At 70.6% G+C, this 22,477-nt stretch carries 20 protein-coding genes; 4 read left to right on the forward strand and 16 right to left on the reverse strand.

The window, feature by feature from the left end:
• Positions 1–33: 33 nt before the first annotated feature.
• Both G4X40_RS08205 and G4X40_RS08210 read left to right on the forward strand, forming a co-directional pair.
• Complete coding sequence (locus G4X40_RS08205; protein WP_277831611.1) at positions 34–1,353, forward strand: sensor histidine kinase; 1,320 nt, start codon at positions 34–36, stop codon at positions 1,351–1,353.
• Entirely contained in the window at positions 1,353–2,000 is a 648-nt protein-coding gene (locus G4X40_RS08210; protein ID WP_277831612.1) for a LuxR C-terminal-related transcriptional regulator, read from the forward strand. The genes G4X40_RS08205 and G4X40_RS08210 overlap by 1 nt, the downstream gene beginning before the upstream one ends.
• Positions 2,001–2,045: 45 nt before the next feature.
• On the opposite strand, the gene G4X40_RS08215 is transcribed toward G4X40_RS08210, so the two are convergent.
• The 15 genes from G4X40_RS08215 to G4X40_RS08285 all read right to left on the reverse strand — a co-directional run bounded on the left by G4X40_RS08215 (position 2,046) and on the right by G4X40_RS08285 (position 18,442).
• Entirely contained in the window at positions 2,046–2,768 is a 723-nt protein-coding gene (locus G4X40_RS08215) for a lysoplasmalogenase (protein WP_277831613.1), read from the reverse strand.
• A complete protein-coding gene (gene pyrE / locus G4X40_RS08220; protein WP_277831614.1) occupies positions 2,768–3,301 on the reverse strand; it encodes an orotate phosphoribosyltransferase in 534 nt (177 codons plus the stop codon). The genes G4X40_RS08215 and pyrE overlap by 1 nt, the downstream gene beginning before the upstream one ends.
• A 3-nt stretch (positions 3,302–3,304) precedes the next feature.
• On the reverse strand, positions 3,305–3,490 hold the full coding sequence (locus G4X40_RS08225; RefSeq protein ID WP_277831616.1) for a hypothetical protein: 186 nt from the start codon (positions 3,488–3,490) through the stop codon (positions 3,305–3,307).
• Between the two features lie 73 nt (positions 3,491–3,563).
• Positions 3,564–4,340, reverse strand: coding sequence for an SDR family NAD(P)-dependent oxidoreductase (locus tag G4X40_RS08230; RefSeq protein WP_277831617.1), 777 nt, complete (start codon positions 4,338–4,340; stop codon positions 3,564–3,566).
• A gap of 67 nt (positions 4,341–4,407) precedes the next feature.
• Positions 4,408–5,067, reverse strand: a complete 660-nt coding sequence (locus G4X40_RS08235) for a type III secretion system chaperone family protein (protein WP_277831619.1) — start codon at positions 5,065–5,067, stop codon at positions 4,408–4,410.
• Positions 5,068–5,127: 60 nt separating this feature from the next.
• On the reverse strand, positions 5,128–6,042 hold the full coding sequence (locus G4X40_RS08240; RefSeq protein WP_277831621.1) for a DUF5666 domain-containing protein: 915 nt from the start codon (positions 6,040–6,042) through the stop codon (positions 5,128–5,130).
• A gap of 185 nt (positions 6,043–6,227) precedes the next feature.
• Complete coding sequence (locus tag G4X40_RS08245) at positions 6,228–7,076, reverse strand: hypothetical protein (protein WP_277831623.1); 849 nt, start codon at positions 7,074–7,076, stop codon at positions 6,228–6,230.
• 52 nt (positions 7,077–7,128) lie between these two features.
• Positions 7,129–7,893 carry an ABC transporter ATP-binding protein gene (locus tag G4X40_RS08250; protein WP_277831625.1) on the reverse strand — a complete coding sequence of 255 codons (765 nt, stop codon included), beginning with the start codon at positions 7,891–7,893 and terminating at the stop codon, positions 7,129–7,131.
• Positions 7,890–9,770, reverse strand: a complete 1,881-nt coding sequence (locus tag G4X40_RS08255) for a branched-chain amino acid ABC transporter ATP-binding protein/permease (RefSeq protein ID WP_277831627.1) — start codon at positions 9,768–9,770, stop codon at positions 7,890–7,892. Before G4X40_RS08255 ends, G4X40_RS08250 begins: the two co-directional genes overlap by 4 nt.
• A gap of 1 nt (position 9,771) precedes the next feature.
• Positions 9,772–10,629, reverse strand: a complete 858-nt coding sequence (locus G4X40_RS08260) for a branched-chain amino acid ABC transporter permease (protein WP_277831629.1) — start codon at positions 10,627–10,629, stop codon at positions 9,772–9,774.
• Positions 10,626–11,861, reverse strand: coding sequence for an ABC transporter substrate-binding protein (locus tag G4X40_RS08265; RefSeq protein WP_277831630.1), 1,236 nt, complete (start codon positions 11,859–11,861; stop codon positions 10,626–10,628). The genes G4X40_RS08260 and G4X40_RS08265 overlap by 4 nt, the downstream gene beginning before the upstream one ends.
• 172 nt (positions 11,862–12,033) lie before the next feature.
• Positions 12,034–14,586, reverse strand: a complete 2,553-nt coding sequence (clpB, locus tag G4X40_RS08270; RefSeq protein ID WP_277831631.1) for an ATP-dependent chaperone ClpB — start codon at positions 14,584–14,586, stop codon at positions 12,034–12,036.
• A gap of 146 nt (positions 14,587–14,732) precedes the next feature.
• Positions 14,733–15,491 carry an IclR family transcriptional regulator gene (locus G4X40_RS08275; protein WP_277831632.1) on the reverse strand — a complete coding sequence of 253 codons (759 nt, stop codon included), beginning with the start codon at positions 15,489–15,491 and terminating at the stop codon, positions 14,733–14,735.
• Between the two features lie 216 nt (positions 15,492–15,707).
• A complete protein-coding gene (locus G4X40_RS08280; RefSeq protein WP_277831633.1) occupies positions 15,708–16,823 on the reverse strand; it encodes a glycerate kinase in 1,116 nt (371 codons plus the stop codon).
• 41 nt (positions 16,824–16,864) lie between these two features.
• Positions 16,865–18,442, reverse strand: coding sequence for an AMP-binding protein (locus tag G4X40_RS08285; RefSeq protein WP_277831635.1), 1,578 nt, complete (start codon positions 18,440–18,442; stop codon positions 16,865–16,867).
• Positions 18,443–18,621: 179 nt separating this feature from the next.
• Between G4X40_RS08285 and G4X40_RS08290 the strand changes: the two genes are divergently transcribed.
• Positions 18,622–19,785: an FAD-binding oxidoreductase gene (locus tag G4X40_RS08290; protein ID WP_277831636.1), complete on the forward strand. Its 1,164-nt coding sequence runs from the start codon at positions 18,622–18,624 to the stop codon at positions 19,783–19,785.
• Positions 19,786–19,798: 13 nt separating this feature from the next.
• Here the strand turns inward: G4X40_RS08290 and G4X40_RS08295 are convergent, their stop codons facing one another.
• Positions 19,799–20,731 (reverse strand): LysR family transcriptional regulator, encoded by a 933-nt coding sequence (locus G4X40_RS08295; protein WP_277831637.1) that lies wholly within the window; start codon positions 20,729–20,731, stop codon positions 19,799–19,801.
• A 101-nt stretch (positions 20,732–20,832) separates the two neighbouring features.
• Between G4X40_RS08295 and mqo the strand changes: the two genes are divergently transcribed.
• Positions 20,833–22,305, forward strand: a complete 1,473-nt coding sequence (mqo, locus tag G4X40_RS08300) for a malate dehydrogenase (quinone) (protein ID WP_408642153.1) — start codon at positions 20,833–20,835, stop codon at positions 22,303–22,305.
• Positions 22,306–22,477 lie beyond the last annotated feature (172 nt).

The raw sequence follows: 22,477 nt of genomic DNA on the forward strand, positions 1-22,477 counted from the left end.
CGGAGCCCGTCTCCGGCCAGCACGATGGAGTGCATGCCCCGAACCGACAAGCCCCAACCACCCCGCTGGTCCCCTCTCGCCGCCGCCCTCCGTGCGCCCGTCGACGGCGTCACCTGGCGCGCCCTCGGCTACGTGGTGGTCGGCGCCGTCCTGGGCGTGCTCGCGATCAGCTACCTCTATCTGGCGGTGATCTCCAGCGTGGTGCTGGCGGTCACGCTGGTCGGGATCCCGCTCGCCGCCGGCTACGTGGCGCTGGCGCGCGAATGGGGCCGGCTGTATCGGTGGCTCGCGCGGACGCTGTTGCGAATCGACGTGTCCGAACCGGACGGGTTCCGCCGCCGGCAAGGGGCGCTCGCCACGATCGGCGGGGCGCTGAGCGACCGCGTCGGGTGGAGGGCGCTGGCGTTCCTCCTGCTCAACTCCGTCGTCGCGGTGTGCGGCGGCTACCTCGCGCTGATGCTGGTCGCGGTGGCCGCGGTCGCGGTGCTCTCCCCGCTGATCTGGTGGATCGGCGACCCGATCAACACCGACTCCGAAGGGGTGGCGCACCACTCGTTCGTGCAGTTCGGGGACTTCTACTTCGACAGCGCGGCGAAGCTGCTGCTGCTCGCGGCGGGCGGTGCGCTGGTGCTGTTCTTCGTCGCACCGTGGCCGATCCGCGGTGTCGCCGCGCTCGGCGGGATCCTGACCAGGTGGCTGCTCGGTTCTTCGCCGGCTGACGCGCGGGTGCGCCAGCTGGAGCGGAGCCGGTCCGGGGCGGTCGAGGACGCCGCCGCCACGCTGCGCCGGGTCGAGCGGGATCTGCACGACGGCACCCAGGCCCGGCTGGTGACGATCGGGATGACCCTCGGGCGGGCCCAGGAGAAGCTCGACGCGGGCGAAGATGCCGGCGAGCTGGTCGCGGTCGCCCACGCCACGACGAAGGACTCGATTCGCGAGCTGCGCGACCTGGTACGCGGAATCCACCCGCCAGCACTGGATCTGGGACTCGGACCCGCACTGGAGACGCTGACCGCGCGGAACGTGATCCCCACCCAGCTGTCGGTGCACATGACCGGGCGGCCCTCCCCGGGGGTCGAGACGATCGCCTACTTCTGCGTCGCCGAGTTGCTGACGAACGTGGGCCGGCACTCCGGCGCCACCACCTGCCGCGTCGAGGTCGACGGGGACGACCGGTGGCTGCGCCTCGCCGTGCACGACGACGGGCGCGGCGGCGCCGAGACCGGTGCGGGCAGCGGGCTCGCCGGCCTGACCTCACGGGTGGAGACCGTCGACGGATCGCTGACCGTGCACAGCCCGGCCGGCGGGCCGACGACCGTCACCGTCGACCTGCCCACCGAGGGGGTGCGCTGATGCGCGTCGTCATCGCCGAGGACAGCGCGATCCTGCGCGACGGCCTCACCCAGTTGCTCACGGACCGCGGACACGAGGTGGTCGCCGCGGTCGGCGACGCGGAGGCGCTGCGATCCGCGGTCACCGACCATCGCCCGGACGTGGCCGTGGTCGACATCCGCATGCCACCCTCGTTCACCGACGAAGGGCTCGTGGCGGCGCTCGCGCTGCGCCGGTCCGACCCGGAACTGGGGGTGCTCGTCTTCTCCCAGTGGGTGGAGACCCGCTACGCGACGGAGTTGCTCGCCGGCGACGCCCGCGGGGTCGGCTACCTGCTCAAGGACCGGGTCGCCGATGTCGGAGAGTTCGTCGATGCCCTGACCCGGGTCGCCGCCGGCGGGACCGCGCTCGATCCGGAAGTGGTCAGCCAGTTGATCGGCGCGGGCCGGCGCGGTGACACGCTCGGCCGGTTGACGCCCCGCGAGCGCGAGGTGCTCGAACTCATGGCGCAGGGGCTGAGCAACGGGGGCATCGCCCGCTCGCTGGTCGTGACCGAGCGCGCCGTCGAGAAGCACATCGGCAACATCTTCGCCAAACTCGAACTGCCACAATCGGATGAGCATCATCGCCGGGTGCTCGCCGTGCTCGTGCGGCTTCGCGGCGAATGATCCCGCCGGCCGACCGCCGACATCGGCCGCCGCCGCCGTCGACCGTCAGCGGTCGGCGCTCAGCCGCAGCATCCCCTCGACCAGCAGCACCTGCGCGACCGCATAGGTCGCCAGGATGACGCCCTCCGCGACGGCACGGCCGCGCTCGGAGCGCAGCAACAAACGGCGCGCCACGATCAGCCCGTCCGACACGGTGAAGACCAGCCCGCCGAGCGCCAGCCGACTGCGCGGGTCGCGGCCCGGCAACGGCATGCCCGCCACCACCGTCGCCCCGGGCGCGAGCGCCGGGTCGCCCGCGAGGGTGGCTGTCGTGGCGAGCGAAAAACCATAGGCGGCAAGCGGTTTGACCACGTTCGGCGCCTTGGCTGCGAGCAGCCCGGTGGCGCCCGCCCACGCCAGTGCGCGCGGTGCCGCCGTATTCAGGTGCGGGCGCGCGTGGTGCTGACGCAGCAGCGTGGTGTAGCTGGACTGCATCACGCCGAAGGCGGTAGCACCGCGGGTGAGGCGCGCGTCGTCGTCCGGGTCGATCAGGAACACGTCACCGACGGTGGCCGCGCCGAGACCGATCAAAAGCAGGGCGCCGTCCGGTCCGTCGATCCGCTTGCCGCGCAGCGCCCGCACCACGCCGACAGCCAGGGCGGGCGCGATCAGAGGCTTGGCGACCTGCTGCACCCGCTCGCGACCGGTGACCGCGCCCGCGACCGTCGCGGCGGCGGCCGCCGCGAACACGCCGAGTTCGGGGCGCCACCGGCGGCGCGTGCGCGCCATCAGGCCAGGCCCAGGTCCGTCAGCCCCAGGATCGACCGGTACTCGACTCCCTCGGCCGCGATCACCGCATCGGCGCCGGTGGCCCGGTCGACGACGGTCGCCACGCCCACGACGATCGCACCGGCGTCACGCAGCGCCTTGACCGCGGTCAGCGGCGAGTTACCGGTGGTGGTGGTGTCCTCGACGACGAGCACCCGCTTGCCGGTCACGTCCGGCCCCTCGATCTGCCGCTGCATGCCGTGCGCCTTCGCGGCCTTGCGCACCACGAATGCGTCGATCGGCCGGCCGGGCGCGTGCATCACCGCGAGCGCGACCGGGTCGGCGCCCATGGTCAGACCACCGACCGCGTCGAACTCCCAGTCCGACACCAGTTCCCGAAGCAGGGTGCCGATCAGCGGACCGGCCTCATGGTGCAGTGTGGCCCGGCGCAGGTCCACGTAGTAGTCGGCCTCACGCCCGGACGACAAGGTCACCTTGCCGTGTACGACGGCCAGCTCACGCACCAGCGCTGCCAACTTGTCACGATCGCCCATGTGTCACCCCTGCTCGGTCCGGTGTTCGGCTACGAACCTACCCGCAGGCTCGGGCGCGCCTCCGCTCACCGCCACCGGTTCCCGCGGCGCCTGGTCGTGCCCGTCCGGACGCCGGTGGCGCAGCGCGGCCCGCAGGCACAGTCCCAGGAACACCACCACCGGCAGAACTCCGAACAGCACAGTTTGCATGTCTCCCTATCCCGACTCGACGATTGATCTCAGACTCACGCGCGCGGCGGCCCGATCGGCCGCCGGTCCTGCGCTAGGTACGACCGCGCGCCCGGCCGACCAGGTTCGCTGCCCGCCGCACGAGGTTCTTCGGCAGCATCCGACCCACGGTGGTCAGCGCCTTGTACTGCGCACCCGGCACGCACAGGACCTTGCCCCTGCGCACGTCCTCCAGGCAGGTGTCGACGACATCCTCGACATCGAGCCACATGAACTTCGGGATCGAACGCATCTCGATGCCGGCACGCTCGTGGAATTCCGTCCGGACCCATCCCGGGCACAGCGCCTGGATGCGGACGCCGGTGCCGGCGAGCCCGCCCGCAAGCCCCTCGGTGAACGAGACCACCCAGGCCTTGCTCGCGGAGTAGGTGGAGCCGCGGCCGGCGACCAGCCCGGCCACGCTCGCCACATTGATGATGGTCCCGTGGCCCTGCGCGATCATGGCGGGCAGCGCGGCACGGGTCAGCCGCATGACCGAGGTGACGTTCACATCCAGCTGCGACTGCAGCAGCGCCGGGTCGGCGGTCCAGAACTCACCGCTGGTGCCGAAGCCCGCATTGTTCACCAGCACGTCGACGCCGCCCGCCAGTCGCGCGGCGACCCGTTCGCGTCCGTCCGCGGTGGACAGATCCGCTACCAGCACCTCCGACTGCGCACCGTGGCGTGCGGACAGGGTCTGTGCGAGGTCGTCGAGCCGGCGGCGGTCACGGGCAACGAGGATCAGATCGTGCCCCGAGGCGGCCAGCCGCTCGGCGAACCCTGCACCGAGTCCCGACGAGGGTCCGGTGACGAGGGCAACAGGACGTGTCATGGCCGACACAGTAGTAGGACAGTCTGTATCGGCAAAAGGCCCGGCGATCCGCCGGGCGTCCGGCCGATCAAGGGACGTGCGGGTGACCGGGGTCGTGCGCCGCCGCGCGGGCCCGGCGCGGCGGAGCCGACGGCGGCAGTACCCGCAGCAGGTCCGAAAAGTGCACCAGCGCAGCGATTCCGTCGTCCCAGTCGTCCGGTGTCGAGTCGACCGGCAGGCTCGCCAGCGCCCAGTCGTCCTCGGTCCACAGCACGTGCACGAAGTCCGGCACGGTGTCCGCGTAGGCGACCATGCGTCGGTCGCACACGCGCCGCGCGACGTCGAGGTCGGTCGAGTAGGCGATCCGGGTGCCGATGGCCCCGAACAACCGCAGGTACGGCTCGCGCGGCGGCGGCAGCGCGTCCGAGCGCAGATCGAACCCGACCGGTGATCCCAGCGGCCGCTGCAGCGCGACGACCGTCGATGCCTCCTCGATGTCGAAGACGTACAGCTGCTGCCCCTGATACGTTCCCGCGGCGACATCGACGACCCGCCGTGCGGTCGGGAACACCCCACGCCGCCAGACCCGTTCGAGATCGGGCGCCTCGGTTTCGTAGTCGAGTCCGCGGTCGCGCGCCCAGGACTCGCGCGCGTGGTCGGCCCGGGGGTGACGGTGCTTGTCGACATAGAGCAGCGCCCCGGCGCCCGCGAGCGCGAGGAAGGCGAGTACGAACCACAGGACGGACATCATCGAAAGTTTATGCGCCCGGTCCCGCAGCGCGCGCGAAGCCGAGCCGGGGAAGTCGGATCAGGCACCATGGCCGCCGCCCGTGCCCGAGCCGGTGTCACCGGAACCCGAACCGCCGCCGCCCTGGTCCCCCGGCGCCTGACCCGAGTTCGGATCGGTACCGGGCCAGAGCAGCCCGCCGTCCGACCGGCCGGCGAAGTTGGGCAGCGAACCGGCGATCACCAGGTCCGCGGTGAGTGTCCCGTCCGCGTCGGTGGAGCCCTTGACCACGACCGCGTCGCCGACGGACAGGCTGGACAGCCCGCCCGAGCCGCGCAGCGAGGCGACCCGGGTGCTGGGGGTGGTCTTGACGGCCACGGAGCTGCCGTCGAGCGCCTTGAGCGAGAACGAGTCGCCGCTGATCGAGGCGATGGTGCCGACGGCGCCGGAGATGGTGCCGTTGCCGTGCTGCCCCTGCTGACCGGATCCACCGGACTGGCCGGGCTGCTGGTCGGGCGCGGGGGTGGGGGCCGGAGCCGGCGCGTAGGGATTCGCCGGGGCCTGGGTGGCCGGCTGGTACGGACCGGGCAGGCTCGTCGGCGTCGGCGTCTGGCTCACCCCGATCAGGAAGCCCACACCGAGACCGACGATGAGCAGCCCCACCCCGGCCAGCGCGGCCGAGGCGAGCCCGACGGTGCGGCGGGTGGAACGCTTCGGCGGCTCGGGCGGCGCGGTGAGCACCGACGTCGGCGCCCCCGCCGGCGGCGGCCAGGTGGAGTCGGCAGGGGGCGCGCCGTAGCCGTATCGGCCGGTGCCCGGGTGCGCACCACCGTCGGCGCCCGGATAGCCGGCCGTCGGGTATGCCTGGGTGTTCGCCGCATACGCCTGAGTGGTCGGGTAGTCGATCGGCTCCGCCCACTGCGGATCGCCGGGTGGCGGCAGCTTGCGGGTGGGCTGATCGGCCTGCTCGGAACGATCGCCGTCTTGCTCAGCCATCGCCTGTCCTCCTGGCCTCGTCGTACTCCCGATCGGTGTCCCGACCCACGCTACGAGCGGATCCTGAGGTGCGCCTGTGAGAATCCTGCGCCGCGTGAGGTTCACCCCGAAAAGCACACGAGAACACCCCGTAGACCCCGTGGAAGTGGGCCGTCCGGGTCAGCGACCGGTCGCGTCGACGACGGTCAGCAGGTGTAGAAGCCCGGCCCCGTGTTCGAGGGGTTGCACTTGGGGCCGTAGCTGTCCTGCTTGGGTCCGTAGCTGTCCTGCTTGGGTCCGTAGCTGTCCTGCTTCGGCCCGTAGTTGTCCTGCTTCGGTCCGTAGTCGCCGGTCGGCCCCTGGATCTGCTGCTTGGGCCCGATCTCGTTCTGCGCGGCCGGTTGCGGAGCCGGTGCCGCCGCCTGCGGGGCGGGAGCGGGGGCCTCGGCGGCCGTCGGCGACTGGGCCTGCACGGGCTCGTCGGTGCTGTCGTCCACCACGGCCTGCTGCTGGATCGGGGCGGACTTGACGACGGCGTCCTGCGTGGCCGGGGCAGGCGCGGCGCTCGTCGGCACCAGGCCCGGCAGACCGCCGGCGATGATCAGGTCCGCGTCCACGACATCGCCGGTGCGCGATCCGGTCACCACCGCCGAGTCACCGGCGTGCACGTCGGTGAGCGCGTTGCCGCGCAGGGTGATGACCTTGGTGGTCGGCGAGGTGTGCACGGTCACCTTGGACTTGTCGTTGGCGAGCAGCACAAGGCTGCCGCCGCCCACCGAGTCGACCGCACCGGTCGTCGAGGTCGTCTGGCCCGCGGGGACCACCGGAGCCGCGGTGGTGAGCGGCGCCGCGCTCGCGACCGCGCCGTTGTCGCCGTTGTCGCCCGAGCCGATCAGATACCCGCCGAACGCGCCGATCACCAACGCCACGACGGATGCGCCGATGGCGATGAGCGGGCCCTTCCCGGCCTGCTTCTTGCCCGACGGACCCGGCGCCGGGGCGTCGTCGGTGATCGCGGGCATGATCTGAGTCGGCATATCGGTCGGCTCCGACACGGGCCCTCCTGATCGAAGTCATTGGTCGCACTCGGCGGTCGAGTCGCGGACATCACACTAAACGAGCGCCCGACCTGTCGTCCTCCCCGGTCGCCCCGACCCGTCCGAAGTACGCGGCCTTGAGCAGATCGAGGTCGGCGATCTCGTTCGCGGGCGTGTCGAGGACGACCTTGCCGATGTCGAGGACGGTGACGTGGTCGGCGACGCTCATCGCGGCCTCGACGGCCTGCTCGACGAGCAGTACCGCCAGCCCGGTCTCGGTGAGCGCTTTGACCCGGTCCATCACCTCGGCGACGATCGACGGGGCCAGCCCGCCCGATGGTTCGTCGAGCAGCAGCAGTTTCGGTGCGGCCATCAACGCCTGGGCGATCGCGAGCATCTGCTGCTGTCCGCCGGACATCGACCCGGCGGGCAGCGCCCGCTTCTGCGCGAGGATCGGGAACAGGTCGTACATCTTGTCGGCCTCGCGGCGCAGCTTCGCCCGGCCCAGGCGCCGGGTGTAGCCGCCGAGGAGCAGGTTCTGCTCGACGCTCTGCCGGTGGAAGACCCGCTTGCCCTCCTGCACGTAGGCCATGCCGGCGCGTACCCGCCGGTGCGCGGCCATCGCGGAGATGTCCTGCCCGGCCAGTTCGACGCTCCCCGCGGCGACCTTGTTGAGCCCGGAGATCGCCCGCAGCGTGCTGGTCTTGCCGGCGCCGTTACGGCCCAGCAGGGCGGTCACCGTGCCGGCGTGCACCTGCAGCGACACGTCCCAGACCACGCGCAGGTCGCCGTAGCCGGTCGCCAGGCCCTGCACCGACAGGATCGGATCGGTCATGACCGCACCTCCGCCATCTGGGTCTCGTCGTCTCCCGGGGTGTCCGGGTTGTCTCCCGCGGTGATGCCCAGGTACTCGCGCAGCACCCGCGGATCCTGTTCGACCTCGTCCGGCGGGCCGCAGGCGATCACCTGCCCCTCGGCCAGCACGACGATGGTGTCGGCGAGCGAGAGCACCAACCGGAAGTTGTGCTCGACGAGCACGACCGTGCCGCCCGCGTCGCGGATGCGACGGATCAGCTCGGCCAAGCGCGCCACCTCGTCCTCGTCGAGCCCGGAAGCGGCCTCGTCGAGCAGCAGCACCCGCGGGTTCGACACCAGCGCCCGCGCGACCTCGAGCAGCCGGCGGTTGCCCAGCGGCAGCGACGTCGCGTCGGCGTCGCGCAGGTGCGCGAGCCCGACCAGCGCGAGCACCCGTTCGGCCTCGGCGATGTCGGCGCGGCGCACCCGCCGGAACCGCGGCAGCCGCAGCACCGTGGAGAACATCGACGCCCGGTCGGTCGTGTACCGGCCCGCGGCGACCGCCTCGAGCACGGTGATCCCCTCCGGGATGGACGGCGTCTGGAAGGTGCGCGCGATCCCGACCCGGGCCACCTGGTGCGGCCGCATCTTCTGGATATCTGTGTCGCCGACCATGATCCGTCCCTCGTCGGCGCGGTAGAACCCGCAGATCATGTTCAAGGTGGTGGTCTTGCCGGACCCGTTCGGTCCGATCAGCGCGGTCACCTGCCCGGGCGGGGCGCTCAGGGTCACCGACCGCAGCACCTGGTTGCCGCCGAAGGCCTTCGAGAGCTGCTCGACGCGCAGTTCGCCGCCTCGCAAGGCGTCGACCGCGGGGCCCGCGTGGTCAGGATCCGCGCCTTCGGTAGCCGTGTCGTCGAGGACCGGGGTGACCACCCGGACGCCGGCGCGGCGGTCGAGCCGGGCGATCAGCCCATTCGCCAGCTTCGCCAGTCCGCCGGAGAGCAGCACGCCGCCGACGATCAGGAACGCACCGTAGAACACCAGCGAGTACTGCTGGAACGCCGACGACTGGTTCGGCCCGATCTGCATGATGAACGCGCCGACCAGCGCGCCGTACACGCTGGCCGACCCGCCGAGGATCGACGCGGCCAGCACCGCGGTGGCGAAGGTGAATCCGAACGCCTCCGGCGAGACGTACTGGTCCAGGTTCGCGAACAGCGCGCCGGCCAGCCCGGCCGGGAAGGCGCCGATGGCGTAGCCCGCCAGCTTCATCCGGAACACCGACACACCCGTCGATGCCGCCAGCACCGGCGACTGTTTGAGGGTGCGCATCGCGATGCCGTGCCGGGAGACGACGAGGTTGCGCATGATCGCGAACCACAGGATCGTCACCACGACGATCACCACATAGAACTGGGTCTGGTCCATCGTCTGGCCGAACAGCGTCGCCGACTCGATACCGGACAGGCCGTTGCGGCCACCGGTGGTGTCGGCGAACACCGACAGCACATCCGGCACCAGCAGCACCAGGAAGAAGGACGTCATCGCCAGCGACCACGCGCCCAGACGCAGACCGGGAATGCCGGTGACGATGCCGACCACCAACGCGACCAGCCCCGAGACCACCAGCTGCACGACGATGTCGGTGTGGCCGTGGATGGACATCAGCCCGGCGGTGTAGGCGCCGGCCGCATACATCGCGGCCTGCCCGAGCGCGAGCTCACCGGCGTAGCCGAGCGACAGGTTCAACCCCCCGACGACCAGCGCCAGGATGCACGCCAGCTGGATCTGCCGGGACATCGAGAAGTTCAGTCCCGCATAGGGAAGGGTCAGCGCGACCACCGCGATCAGCAGCGGCAGCAGCCAACTCGGCAGCGCGCGGTAGCGGCGCCACAGGTTCGCCGTCACATCCATCTCACACCACCCGTTCCCGGACCCGGCCGAACAGGCCCGCGGGCCTGGCCAGCAGGATCACGATCAGCACCACGAACACGGCGATGTTGCTGTACTCGCTGCCCAGGTGCAGCGCCGAGAACGACTCGATCAGCCCGACCGCCAGGCCGCCGACCAGCGCGCCCGGAAGCGACCCGAAGCCACCGATCGCCAACGCCACGAACCCCTTGATCGCCAGTGCGGTACCCAGGGTCGCGACCGCAAAGGTCTTGGGGCCCACGAACAATCCGAGCAGTCCGGCCAGGGCCCCGGAGAACGCGAACGCGCCCAACGCCAGCCGGCGCACGTTGACCCCGCGCAGCTGCGCGGCCTCGCGGTCCTCGGAGATGCCCATCAGCGCCAGCCCGGTCATCGTGCGCTTGCTCACCAGCGAGAGCACGATCACCAGCGCGACCGCCAGCACCAGCAGTGCGATCTCCACCGGGTAGGTGCGGCCACCGAGCAGCGTGACCGGCTGGTTCGACCCGAAGAACGGCACCGTCAACGGTTCTGCGCCCCAGATCAACTGGCTCGCTCCGCCGAGCAGGGTGGCGACGCCGAGCGTGGTCACCAACTGGTTCTGGTGGCTCTTCACCGGCCAGACCGCGATCATCTCCTCGGCCGCCGCGATCCCGGCGACCACCGCGGTGGCGACGATCGCGACCACCCACACCGGCCAGTGGAAGGTGACCAGGCCGGTGTAGGCGACGAACGTGCCGACCATCATCAACTGCGCCTGCGCGAAGTTGAAGGTGTTCGACGAGACGAACACGATGTTGTAGCCGATCGCGACCAGCGAGTACACCGCGCCCAGGGCCAGACCGGACCACAGCAGCGTCACCGCTGCGCCCCGCCGGCCGAGGGATTGCCGAACTGTCCGTTGACCAGTGCGGTCGGAGCGGTGAAGCGGTACGCGTCCACGGTGGGCTGGGCGGCGTGCGACTGCGCGCTGTAGTGGTAGCGCGGCAGGAAGGCAGTCTTCGCGTTCGCCTGCACCTGGTCGGACTCGAGCGCGGAGGCCAGCTTCTTCGCGTCGGTGGTCGTGCCGGCCTGCTTCGCCGCAGCGGCGACCAGCTGGAAGGCGTCATAGTTGTCGGCCAGGATCAGCGGCGCCGGGATCTTGCCGAGCGAGGCCATGGTGTCGACCATCTTGTTGACGTTCACGTTCGCGGCGTCGTAGACGGTGCTCTGGAAGACCTGGGTGACCAGGTTCGCGACCTGCGGGGTGCCGAGCACACCGGCCGGCGGGTCGGCGGCGATCAGATTGGTCGCCGAGACGGTGGTCTGGCCGATCAGCGGCACGTTCCAGCCCAGTCGCTGCAGGTTCTGCAGGATGTAGCCGAGCGGCGCGCCGTAGGCGTCGACGACCAGCGCCTTCGCCCCGGAGTCCTTGAGCGCCTGCAGCTGCGGGGTCATGTCCAGCGCCGAGGTGTCGTAGGACTCGTTGCCGGACACCGCGATGCCGTCCTTCTTCATCGCGGCGGCGGCGGCCTCGCCGTAGGCGACGCCGGACCCGGAGCTGGAGTGGATGACGCCGACCGGCGTGTACCCCTTCTGCTTGACATATTCGGCGATGGCGCGGGCGTTGTCGTCCGGGCCGGGCGCCAGGTCGAAGTTCAGCGGGAACTTCGCCGGGTTCGAGGTGTCCTCGGTGGGACTGATGTTGAACGACAGGATCCCGGCCGACTTGAGCACCGGCAGCACCGCGAGCGCGACCGTCGACGGCCCGGAGTCGAGGTAGAGGTCGGGCTTGTGGTTCGACGAGATCGCCTCGCGCAGTTTGGTCACCGCGGTCGTCGGGTCGCCGCCGTCGTCGACGACGGTCAGCTCCACCTTGCGCCCGCCGATGCCGCCGGACTCGTTGACCACCTGCGCGCCGGCCTTCGCCGCCAGCACCGAGGTCTGCGCGTTGGCGGCGAGCGCACCCTGCCCGCCGAGGCCCGCAGTGATCATCACACGGTACGGCTGGTCGGCTCCTCCACCTGCCCGATCGGACTGCGAGCCGGCACACCCCGCCAGGGTCACCGCAGCCGCGGCAACCACCGCGACCAGGCCAGGACGCCACACACCCATGAACAGCTCCTCACACTCACAACCGATCAACGAATCGGATGGAATGTAAGGCGGATCACACTCGAAGATCGAGTGTGATCCCGACCATCGGGAAGCCCCAGGATGCGGCTCCGCCGCCGGCGCGCGGGTTGCAGGTCGGGACCCCGCAACTCACGCACCGGCGCGCAGCGCCCTACCCGACGAGCAGCTTGTCGCCGTCCTCGGAGACGGTGACCGGGACGGTGTCGCCATCGCGGACCCGCCCGGCCAGCAGTTCCTTGGCGAGCTGGTCGCCGATGGCCTGCTGGATCAGACGCCGCAACGGACGCGCACCGTAGAGCGGGTCGTATCCACGCACCGCCAGCCAGAACCGCGCCGAGTCCGACACGTCCAGCGTGAGCCGGCGCGCCTGCAGCCGCTCGGCCAGCTGGTCGAGCTGGATGTCGACGATCGACTCGAGCTGCTCCTCGGACAGCGGCTCGAAGACGACCACGTCGTCGAGCCGGTTGATGAACTCCGGCTTGAACTTCATCCGGACCGCGGCCATCACCTGGTCGCGGTCGCCGCCGGCACCGAGATTCGAGGTGAGGATCAGGATCGTGTTGCGGAAGTCGACCGTGCGGCCCTGACCGTCGGTGAGCCGGCCGTCGTCGAGCACCTGCAGCAGGATGTCGAACACATCCGGGTGCGCCTTCTCGACCTCGTCGAACAGCACCACCGTGTATGGTCTGCGGCGCACCGCCTCGGTCAGCTGACCGCCCGACTCGTAGCCGACGTAGCCGGGGGGTGCGCCGACCAGCCGGGCGACGGCGTGCTTCTCGCTGTATTCGGACATGTCGATGCGCACCATCGCGCGGTCGTCGTCGAACAGGAAGTCCGCCAACGCCTTCGCCAGCTCCGTCTTGCCGACACCGGTCGGGCCCAGGAACAGGAACGAGCCGGTCGGCCGGTTCGGGTCGGCGACCCCGGCACGCGCGCGGCGCACCGCATCCGAAACCGCTTGCACCGCTTCGGCTTGCCCGACGACCCGCTTGCCCAGCTCGGTCTCCATCCGCAGCAGCTTGGCGGTCTCGCCCTCCATCATCCGACCGGCCGGGATCCCGGTCCATGACGCCACCACGTCGGCGACGTCGTCCGGGCCGACCTCCTCCTTGAGCATGACCGCACCGTCCGACGCGGAATTCGACGCCGCCGCAGCGGTTTGCAGGTCCTTCTCCAGCTCGGGGATCCGGCCGTAGCGAAGCTCGGCGGCCTTGCCGAGGTCGCCGTCGCGTTCGGCGCGCTCCTCCTCGCCGCGCAGCGCCTCGAGCTGCTCCTTGATCAGCCGCACCGAGTCGATCGCCTGCTTCTCGTTCTGCCAGCGGGCGTTGAGCTGGGCGAGCTTCTCTCGGTCGTCGGCCAATTCCTCGCGCAGCCGCTCGAGCCGCTCCTTGGAGGCGTCGTCGGTCTCCTTCTGCAGCGCCATCTCCTCGATCTCGAGCTGACGCACCTTGCGCTCGACCTCGTCGACCTCGACGGGCCGCGAGTCGATCTCCATGCGCAGTCGCGACGCGGCCTCGTCGACCAGGTCGATGGCCTTGTCCGGCAGGAAGCGCGAGGTGATGTAGCGGTCCGAAAGTGTCGCCGCCGCAACGAGGGCCGAGTCGGTGATGCGCACACCGTGGTGCACCTCGTAGCGCTCCTTGAGGCCGCGCAGGATGCCGACGGTGTCCTCCACGCTCGGCTCGCCGACCAGTACCTGCTGGAAGCGACGCTCGAGCGCGGCGTCCTTCTCGATGTGCTGACGGTACTCGTCGAGCGTGGTCGCACCGACCAGCCGCAGCTCGCCGCGGGCGAGCATCGGCTTGATCATGTTGCCGGCGTCCATCGCCGACTCGCCGGTCGCGCCGGCGCCGACGATGGTGTGCAGCTCGTCGATGAACGTGATGATCTGCCCGGCCGAGCCCTTGATCTCGTCGAGCACAGCCTTGAGCCGCTCCTCGAACTCGCCGCGGTACTTCGCGCCGGCGACCATCGAGCCGAGGTCCAGCGAGACGACCGTCTTGCCGCGCAACGACTCCGGGACATCGCCGGTGACGATGCGCTGCGCGAGACCCTCGACGATCGCGGTCTTGCCGACGCCCGGCTCGCCGATGAGCACCGGGTTGTTCTTGGTGCGGCGGGACAGCACCTGCACGACCCGGCGGATCTCGGTGTCGCGGCCGATGACCGGATCGAGCTTGCCCGAGCGCGCGGCGGCGGTCAGGTCGGTGGAGTACTTCTCCAGCGCCTGGTAGCTGCCCTCGGGGTCGGGGCTGGTGACGCGGGCGCTGCCGCGCACGGACGTGAACGCCTCGCGCAGCACCTTCGGCCCGGCGCCATGGGTCGAGAGCAGTTGGGCCACATCGGAGTCGCCGGTCGCCAGGCCGACGAGCAGGTGCTCGGTGGAGACGTACTCGTCGTCCATCTCGGTGGCGAGTTGCTGCGCGGCGGTGATCGCGGCCAGCGACTCGCGCGAGAGTCCGGGGGTGGTGGTGCTGCCGGAGGCCTTGGGCAGCCCGTCGACCAGCTGCCGGGCGTCCGTGCGGATCACCGCGGGGTCGACGCCGACCGCCTTGAGCAGCGGCGCGGCGATGCCGTCGGTCTGGTCGAGTAGCGCCACCAGCAGGTGGCCGGGTCGGATGTCGGGGTTACCGGCCGCCGAGGCGGCCTGCAGCGCCGCCGAGAGGGCGGCCTGGGTCTTGGTGGTGGGGTTGAACGAATCCACTTCTCACCCTTTCGCGGTGTGTGCGGTGCATCGAGTTTCGGTCGGTTCGGCGGTGTGCCTGTCATCAAGCCCACGCGCCTGTCATCAAGCCCAACGCGCGAGAACTTGAGTCTGTTCCGCTCAACCCTGAGTATTTTTCGCCGTCGTCAGACAGCGCCGCTCATTTGCGCGGACAGGTCGGCGGCGGCCTGGCGCAGCACCGGCACCATGCGCGCGTCGGAGTCCGCGGTGACCCGCACGTCGGGGCCGGACACCGACACCGCGGTCGGCGTCGGCGCGCCCGGCACCGGGGCCGCGAAGCAGCGCACCCCGATCTCCTGTTCGCCGTCGTCGATCGCGTAGCCGCGCGCGCGGATGGTCGCGAGTTCGCTCAGCAACGCGTCGACGTCGGTGATCGACTTCGTCGTCTGCGCGGGCAGCCCGGTCTGTCCGACGATGCGACGCACCTCGTCGTCGGGCAACTGGCACAGGATCGCCTTGCCGACGCCGGTGCAGTGCGGCAGGACCCGGCGCCCGACCTCGGTGAACATCCGCATCGAGTGCGCCGACGGCACCTGCGCGACGTAGACGACCATCGGGCTGTCGAGCATCGCCATGTTGGAGGTCTCGCCGGTCTTCTCCGCGAGGACCGCCAGGTGCGGACGCGCCCACGAACCGAGCAACCGCGTCGCCGAGTCGCCGAGCCGGATCAGGCCGGGGCCCAGCGCGTACCGGCGCGACGGCAACTGCCGGACATACCCACGGGCCGCGAGCGTGCGGGTGAGCCGATGGATCGTCGCGATCGGCAGCCCGGACGACTGCGCCAGTTCACTCAGCCCGACCTCCCCGCCGGCCGCGGCCATCAACTCGAGCACGTCGAAGGCCCGCTCGACCGACTGGACCCCGCCCGACTTCGCTTCCACCATCACGCCTCCACTCACTCGCTCAGCCCATTGTTCCAGGAAGCGGAAGAACATTCTTGCCCAGCGGAGAGGCGCGTATGGCGCCGCGCCTTTCCGCACACAAATCGACGAGATTCCGTGGTTTGCACGTTCTGAGCGCGATTTGTGTTGCGGAAGGCGCGCCAGGCGATCGAGCGCGCACATGCGAGACGGGTGAGCGCAAGTGATCAGGCCCCGCACTCACCCGGTCTCGGCCGCCACCCGCCGACCCACCTCGCGCAGCAACTCCGCGGCGCGCAACATCGACCGGTCCCGGTCCGGCTCGAGTTCCGCCAGCGTGTGGGCCGCAGTGAAGCCCGCCGCCTCGAGTTGCCCTCGACTCAGCGTGATCCGTCCCGCGACCGCGACCACCGGGATCCCCCGCGCCCGCGCCGCCGCCGCGACCCCGACCGGAGCCTTGCCGCGCAAACTCTGCTCGTCGAGCGAACCCTCGCCGGTGATCACCAGGTCGGCGTCGGCCAGGCGCGCGTCGAACCCGGTCAGCTCGAACACCACGTCGATCCCCCGTCGGCGCCGGGCGCACAGCACCGACATCGCGCCGAAGCCCGTGCCGCCGGCCGCACCGGCGCCGGGCTCGTCGGCCTCGTCGCGACCGGTGGCCGCGCGGACCGCCTCCGCCCAGCGGCTCATCGCGGCCTCCAGCACCCGTACGTCGGCGACGCTCGCCCCCTTCTGCGGCGCGAACACCGCGGCGGCGCCCTCGGGTCCGAGCAAGGGGTTGTCGACGTCGCACGCGACCTCGAACCCGGCATGCGCGACTGCCGGGTGCAGACCTGTCAGGTCCAGCGTCGCCGCCCGCGCCAGCGCGCCGCCGCCGACCGGCAGGTCCCGACCCTCGGAGTCACGGATCCGCGCGCCGAGTCCCTGCAGTAGACCCGCCCCGCCGTCGGTGGAGGCGCTGCCGCCGAGCGCGAGCACGACTCTCCGGGCGCCGTGGTCGAGCGCCTGCCCGACCACGGTCCCCAGCCCGAAGGTGCTCGCGCCCACGGGGTCCGGCACCCCACCGGGCAGCGCCTGCATTCCGACCGCGGATGCCAGTTCGACGACCGCCGCGTCGCCGCGCACCGCGTACGCCACGGTGCGCGGGCCGCCGGTCGGCCCGACGGTGGCGACGTCGAGCCGGTCCCAGCCCGCGGCCAGCGCCGCGTCGACCGTGCCGTCGCCGCCGTCGGCGACCGGGAGAGCATCGACGACCCAGTCCGGCCGGGCCGAGGCGATACCCACGGCCAGCGCGGCGGCCACCTCGGCCGCCGTCAGCGATCCCCTGAACTTGTCGGGGGCGAGGAGTACACGCACCCGGTCATCCTGACACTCGCCGGCCTCACAGACGCGGGCGCTCAGACGCGCCGGGCCGCGCCCTCCCAGAACTGCGCGCGCAGCGCCTTCTTGTCGAGCTTCCCGATCGGGGTCAACGGCAGCGACGTGACGAAGTCGACCGACTTCGGCGCGTGCACCGAGCCCTTGGCCGCCTTGACCCGCTCGACCAGCTCCGCCGGGTCGACGGTCTGGCCCTCGCGCAGCACCACGCACGCCTTGACCGACTCGCCCCACTTCTCGTCGGGTACGCCGACCACCGCGACCGACGCGACCGCCGGGTGCGCGGAAATGACGTCCTCGACCTCGCGCGGGAACACGTTGAAACCGCCGGAGACGATCATGTCCTTCTTGCGGTCGACGATCGTCAGATAACCGTCCTTGTCGGCCCGGGCGATGTCGCCGGTGTGCAGCCAGCCGCCGCGCAGCGCGTCGGCGGTCTCCTTGGGCTTGCGCCAGTAGCCCTGCATGACCAGCGGGCCGCGCACGCAGATCTCACCGAGCTCGCCGCGCGGGACCTCGTTGAGGTCGTCGGCGAGCAACCGCACGTCCAGCCACGGCACCGGCCGCCCGCACGAGGCGAGGCGCTCCGGATCGTCGGCCAGGTGCTCCTCCTTGCGCAGCACCGAGATCGTCATGCCGCACTCGGACTGGCCGAAGTACTGGAAGAAGATCGGACCCAGCTTGTCGATGCCCTCGCGCAGCCGCGACGGTGACATCGCGGCGGCGCCGTAGTAGAGGGTCTGCAGGCTCGACACGTCGCGCGTGGCCAGGTCCGGGTGGTCGAGCAGCATGTAGATCATGGTCGGGACCAGCATGGTCGCGGTGATCTTGTGCTTCTCGATGGCCTCGAGCACGGCACCCGGCTCGAAGGCGGGCAGCACATAGAGGCTGCCACCGCGCAGCAGCGTCGGCACGAAGAACGCCATGCCCGCGTGCGAGAGCGGGGTGCAGGCGAGGAAGCGCATCTCCTCGGGGAACTGCCACTCGGCCATCTGGATCTGCGGCAGCGTCACCCCCGACTGGAAGGTGTTGATCACGCCCTTGGGCTTGCCGGTGGTCCCGCCGGTGTAGACCATGCTCGACGGGTCGTCCCCGGCGACGTCAGCGGCGACCAGTTGCTGCGGGGTGAAGGTGCGCGCGAGCGCGAGGATGTCGGTGCCGACCTCCGACGGGCCGAGCGAGAAGAAGTTCTTCAGGGTCGGCACGGACGCCTTGAGCTCGGCGGCGCGAGCCTCGAACGCGGTCGGGTCGAAGATCAGCGTGTCGATCTCCGCGTCCCCGAGGATGTAGGCGTGGTCGTCGAAGGAGCCCATCGGCGCCAGGGCGGTGTTGCGGCAGCCGAGGATCATCTGCGAGCCGACGCTGATCAGCACCTCGGGGCGGTTCTTGGACAGCATCGCCACCGGCGAGCCCTTGCCGATGCCGAGCGACTCGAGCGCCTGCGAGAAGCAGCTGATCTCGTCGCGCATCTGCGCGCCGGTCAGCACGACGTCACCCAGGTACAGCGCGGGCTTGTCGGCACCCCTGTCCAGCGCGGTGATCAACAGGTCCGGCAGATACTGGGGGCGGTGCAGGTCCGGGAAGTCTTCGGTCGTCATCACGTCTCCGCTCGAGTGGTGCGCTGATTAGTGGCTTCCCTCACATTAGAACTAAAACTGACACACGTTCTAGCGCGGGGTGTGGCGAACACCCCTGGTCGGGTCCACCACCCCACTTGACCGGCGGGTTAGCCTTTCTCCATCGTCGGTCCGACTCGGCACAGGAGGGTCCAGCACACGTGGCGCAGCACTCGTCGTCGCCGCTCCTGCAGCTCCTGTCCCGGCTCGAGGCGCACAGCGACCAATTCACCGCGCTGTTCTACAACCGGCTGTTCGCGATCGACCCGCCCACCCGTGAGCTGTTCCCCGTGGCCATGGCCAGGCAGCGGACCATGCTGTTCCGGGTGCTCGCGCACGTGATCGAGACCATCGACCACGAACTCGAACTCGAGGAGCTGGTGACCTTCCTCGCTCAGCTCGGTCGCGACCACCGCAAGTACGGGGTGCTGCCCTCGCACTACGAGAGCTTCGGCACCGCGTTGCTGTGGGCGATGCGCACCCAGCTGGGCCCCCAGTGGACGCCGGCGATGGAGGCCGCAGCCGCTCAGGTGGTGGAGTTGACGACGGTCGTGATGCGCAGCGCCGCAGAGACCGAGGCGCAGCGGCTGCCGGCCTGGTGGAGCGCGACCGTCGTCGAGCACCACCGCAAGACCCGCGACCTGGCGGTCGTGCGTGTCGAGTCCGATGTGCCCATCCCCTACCAACCGGGTCAGTACTTCTCGGTCGAGGTGCCGCAGTATCCGCGCATCTGGCGCTTCTACTCCGCCGCGATCCCGCCGAACAACCTGGGACAGATGGAGTTTCACATCCGCGCGGTGCCGGGCGGCAGCGTGAGCCAGGCGATGGTCAGTTCGGCGCGGTATGGCGACCGGTGGCGCATCGGGGCGCCACACGGGGCGATGGAGGTCGACCGCACCGGCGGCCGCGACGTGGTGATGGTCGCCGGCGGCACGGGCCTCGCGCCGCTGCGCGCGCTGATCATGGACATGTGCCGGTTCGGCGAGAACCCGCGGGTGCACCTGTTCTACGGCACGCGCTACCCCGGCGAGCTCTACGACCTCGACACGCTCTGGGAGCTGATGCGGACCAATCCGTGGCTGTCGGTGACGCCGGTGAGCGAGTTCGACGAGGACCCGTGGTCGCTCGGCAAGACCGCCGACTCGTCGCCGTTCGGTCTGTACCTGCGGCAGACCGGCACCCTCGCCGACGTCGTCTGCTCGTATGGACGGTGGTCGGATCGGCAGATCCTGGTCTGCGGCTCGGCGGCGATGGTCGAGGCGACGGTCGAGCAGATGGTCGCCAACGGCACCCCCCGCGAGAACATCCAGCACGACCCGATCTGACCGGCGGGGCGCGCTACTCTCCCGACACGGGCTGTTCCGCCAGTTCGGCGAGGACGGTCGGGACCCGCGCCTCGAGGTGCGCGCGCAGCCGCGCCACCGCCGGCGTCGGACGATGGTTGCCGGCGGACAGACCGATGGCCCGGTCGCGGCGGCCCGACAGCGGAATCGCCACGACATCCGGCTGCGCGGTCTCCGCGGCCGGCAGCAACGCGACCCCGAGACCATAGGCCACGAACGACCGGATGGTGTCGAACTCGGTCGTCTCGAACGGAATCCTCGGCACGAACCCCTCTGCAGCGCACCAGGAATCGGTGAGCGTTCGGAGATGATAGGTGGGCGGGCAGGAGATGAAGGACTCGCCGGCTAGCTCGGCGAGGTCGACCCGCTTGCGCTGCGCGAGCCGATGCGAGCGGGCCACGTGCAGCAGGATCCGCTGGCGGCCGAGTGCGGTCGAGGGCAGGTCGTCAGGCGGCGGGATCATCACCGCCAGGTCCAGCCTGCCGTCGCGCACCATCTGCGCGAGCGCCTCACCGTGCGCCTGCACGAGGTGCAACCGGATACGCGGTGCGCGTGCGTGGAACTCGGCCAGCAGCGACGGCACACTCACCGGCCCCAGCGTGAGCGGGAAGCCGAAGCGCACCAGGCCGGCCTCGGGGTCTGCGGCGGCGCGGACCACGGTGACCGCGTCGTCGATCGCCCGCACCAGATCGTGTGTGCGCGCGTGGAGTTCGCGGCCCTGCGGGGTGAGTGCGACCCGACGGCCGACCGGCTGGAACAGCGGCACCCCGAGCGTCTTCTCCAGTGCCTTGAGCCGCCGGCTCAGCGAGGACTGGGGCACGCCGAGCAACTCCGCAGCACGGGTGATGTGCCCCTCCTGGGCGGCGGCGTCGAAGGCGGCGAGCAGCGGTGCGATCGCCTCGACCTCGGCCGACGATGATTCATCCATTTCTTGATGATATCGACCCGAGTTTCTCATTGGACGGATGAGTTTGCGGCGGATCACGATGGGAGGACGGCGTCACCGGTTCTCGAGAGGGAGTGCGCAACATGAAGTTCCACGGCGTGAAGGCCTGCGGCATGCCGTCCCGCAGCACGAAGGCCTCAAAATCCGCGGCAGGCACCGGAGAGGTCCCGGACGAGGTTCTCGACGTCGTCCTCATCGGCGGCGGCATCATGTCCGCCACGCTCGGCGCGCTGCTGGTCGCACTGCAGCCCGACTGGACGATCGCCCTCGTCGAGCGGCACGGCGCCCTCGCGACCGAGAGTTCGGGGCCGTGGAACAACGCCGGAACCGGGCACTCGGGGCTCTGCGAGCTGAACTACATGCCCGATCCGGGCGATCCCGCGCAGGCCGAACAGATCCGGAGCCAATTCGGGATGACCCAGCAGTTCTGGAAGTCCCTCGTCGAGGACGGGACGCTGCCGGACACCTCGTTCACGCACGAGACCCCGCACATGGACGTCGTCTTCGGCCGGCGGGACGTCGACTACCTGCGTCGACGATTCGACACACTGCACCGGCTGCCGGGCTTCTCCGCCATGCAATACAGCGAGGATCCCGAGACGATCCGATCCTGGGCACCGCTGGTGATGCAGGGCCGCAACACTGCCGAACCGGTCGCCGCCACCCGTCACCTGGCCGGCACCGACGTCGACTTCGGCGCCGCCACACAGGCGCTGGCCGAGGTGATGTCTCGACGTGGCGCCCATATCCACCTGCACCACGAGGTCGCGTCGCTCGCCCGCGAGGCGGACGGCTCGTGGACGATAGGCGGTCGAAACCTGATGTCAGGCGGTCGCTTTCAACTGCGGTCACGGTTCGTGTTCGTCGGCGCAGGCGGCTACGCACTGCGGCTTCTGCAGCAGGCGAAGCTTCCCGAAGTCCGCGGCTACGCGGTCTTCCCCCTCGGCGCGCAGTTCCTGCGCACCAACAATCCCGAGGTCGTTTCCCGGCACGACGCGAAGGTCTACGGCCGGGCCGACATCGGTGCGCCGCCGATGTCGGTGCCGCACCTCGACCGCCGGGTCGTCGCCGGCACACCGTCGCTGATGTTCGGCCCTTACGCGACGTTCAGTACACGACTGCTCAAACACGGCGCACTGACCGATCTGTTCACCACGATCCGATGGCACAACCTCGCCGTGCTGGTTGGTGCCGGCATCCAGAATCTGCCGCTGGTGCGCTACCTGATCGGCCAGCTGATCACCCCTCGGCGGCGCAAGTTCGCCCAGTTGCGCCGGTACTTTCCCGAGGCCGACCCCGCGGACTGGGAGTGGATACAGGCCGGTCAACGCGCCCAGTTGATCAAGCCGGACCGCCGCCGCATCGGGGTGCTCGCCTTCGGGACCGAGGTCGTCACCGGCGCCGAGGGCACCATCGCGGGGCTGCTGGGCGCCTCGCCCGGCGCGTCCGTCGCACCGGCTGCGATGGTCGAACTGTTGACGACCTGCTTCCCCGCACGCGCCGAGCAGTGGTCGCCGACCCTGCACCGGCTGATGCCCGACCTGGCTCCTGACTGACCAGCCGCCGGCGCCGATCAGCCTCCGGCAGTGGTTCTCGCGCGTCGCCAAAACCTCCAACTCTGCGAAATGTTCCAACTCTGCGAACAGTTGCAACTTTGTCCGAGCGTCGAAACACCCTCCCGGAACCGTTCACCGGGCCCGGGCGCTCGTGTTCACACGAGCGGCCGAG

Origin of the sequence: Speluncibacter jeojiensis, assembly GCF_029589495.1 — a bacterium.
Classification (GTDB): Bacteria; Actinomycetota; Actinomycetes; order Mycobacteriales; family Mycobacteriaceae; genus Speluncibacter; species Speluncibacter jeojiensis.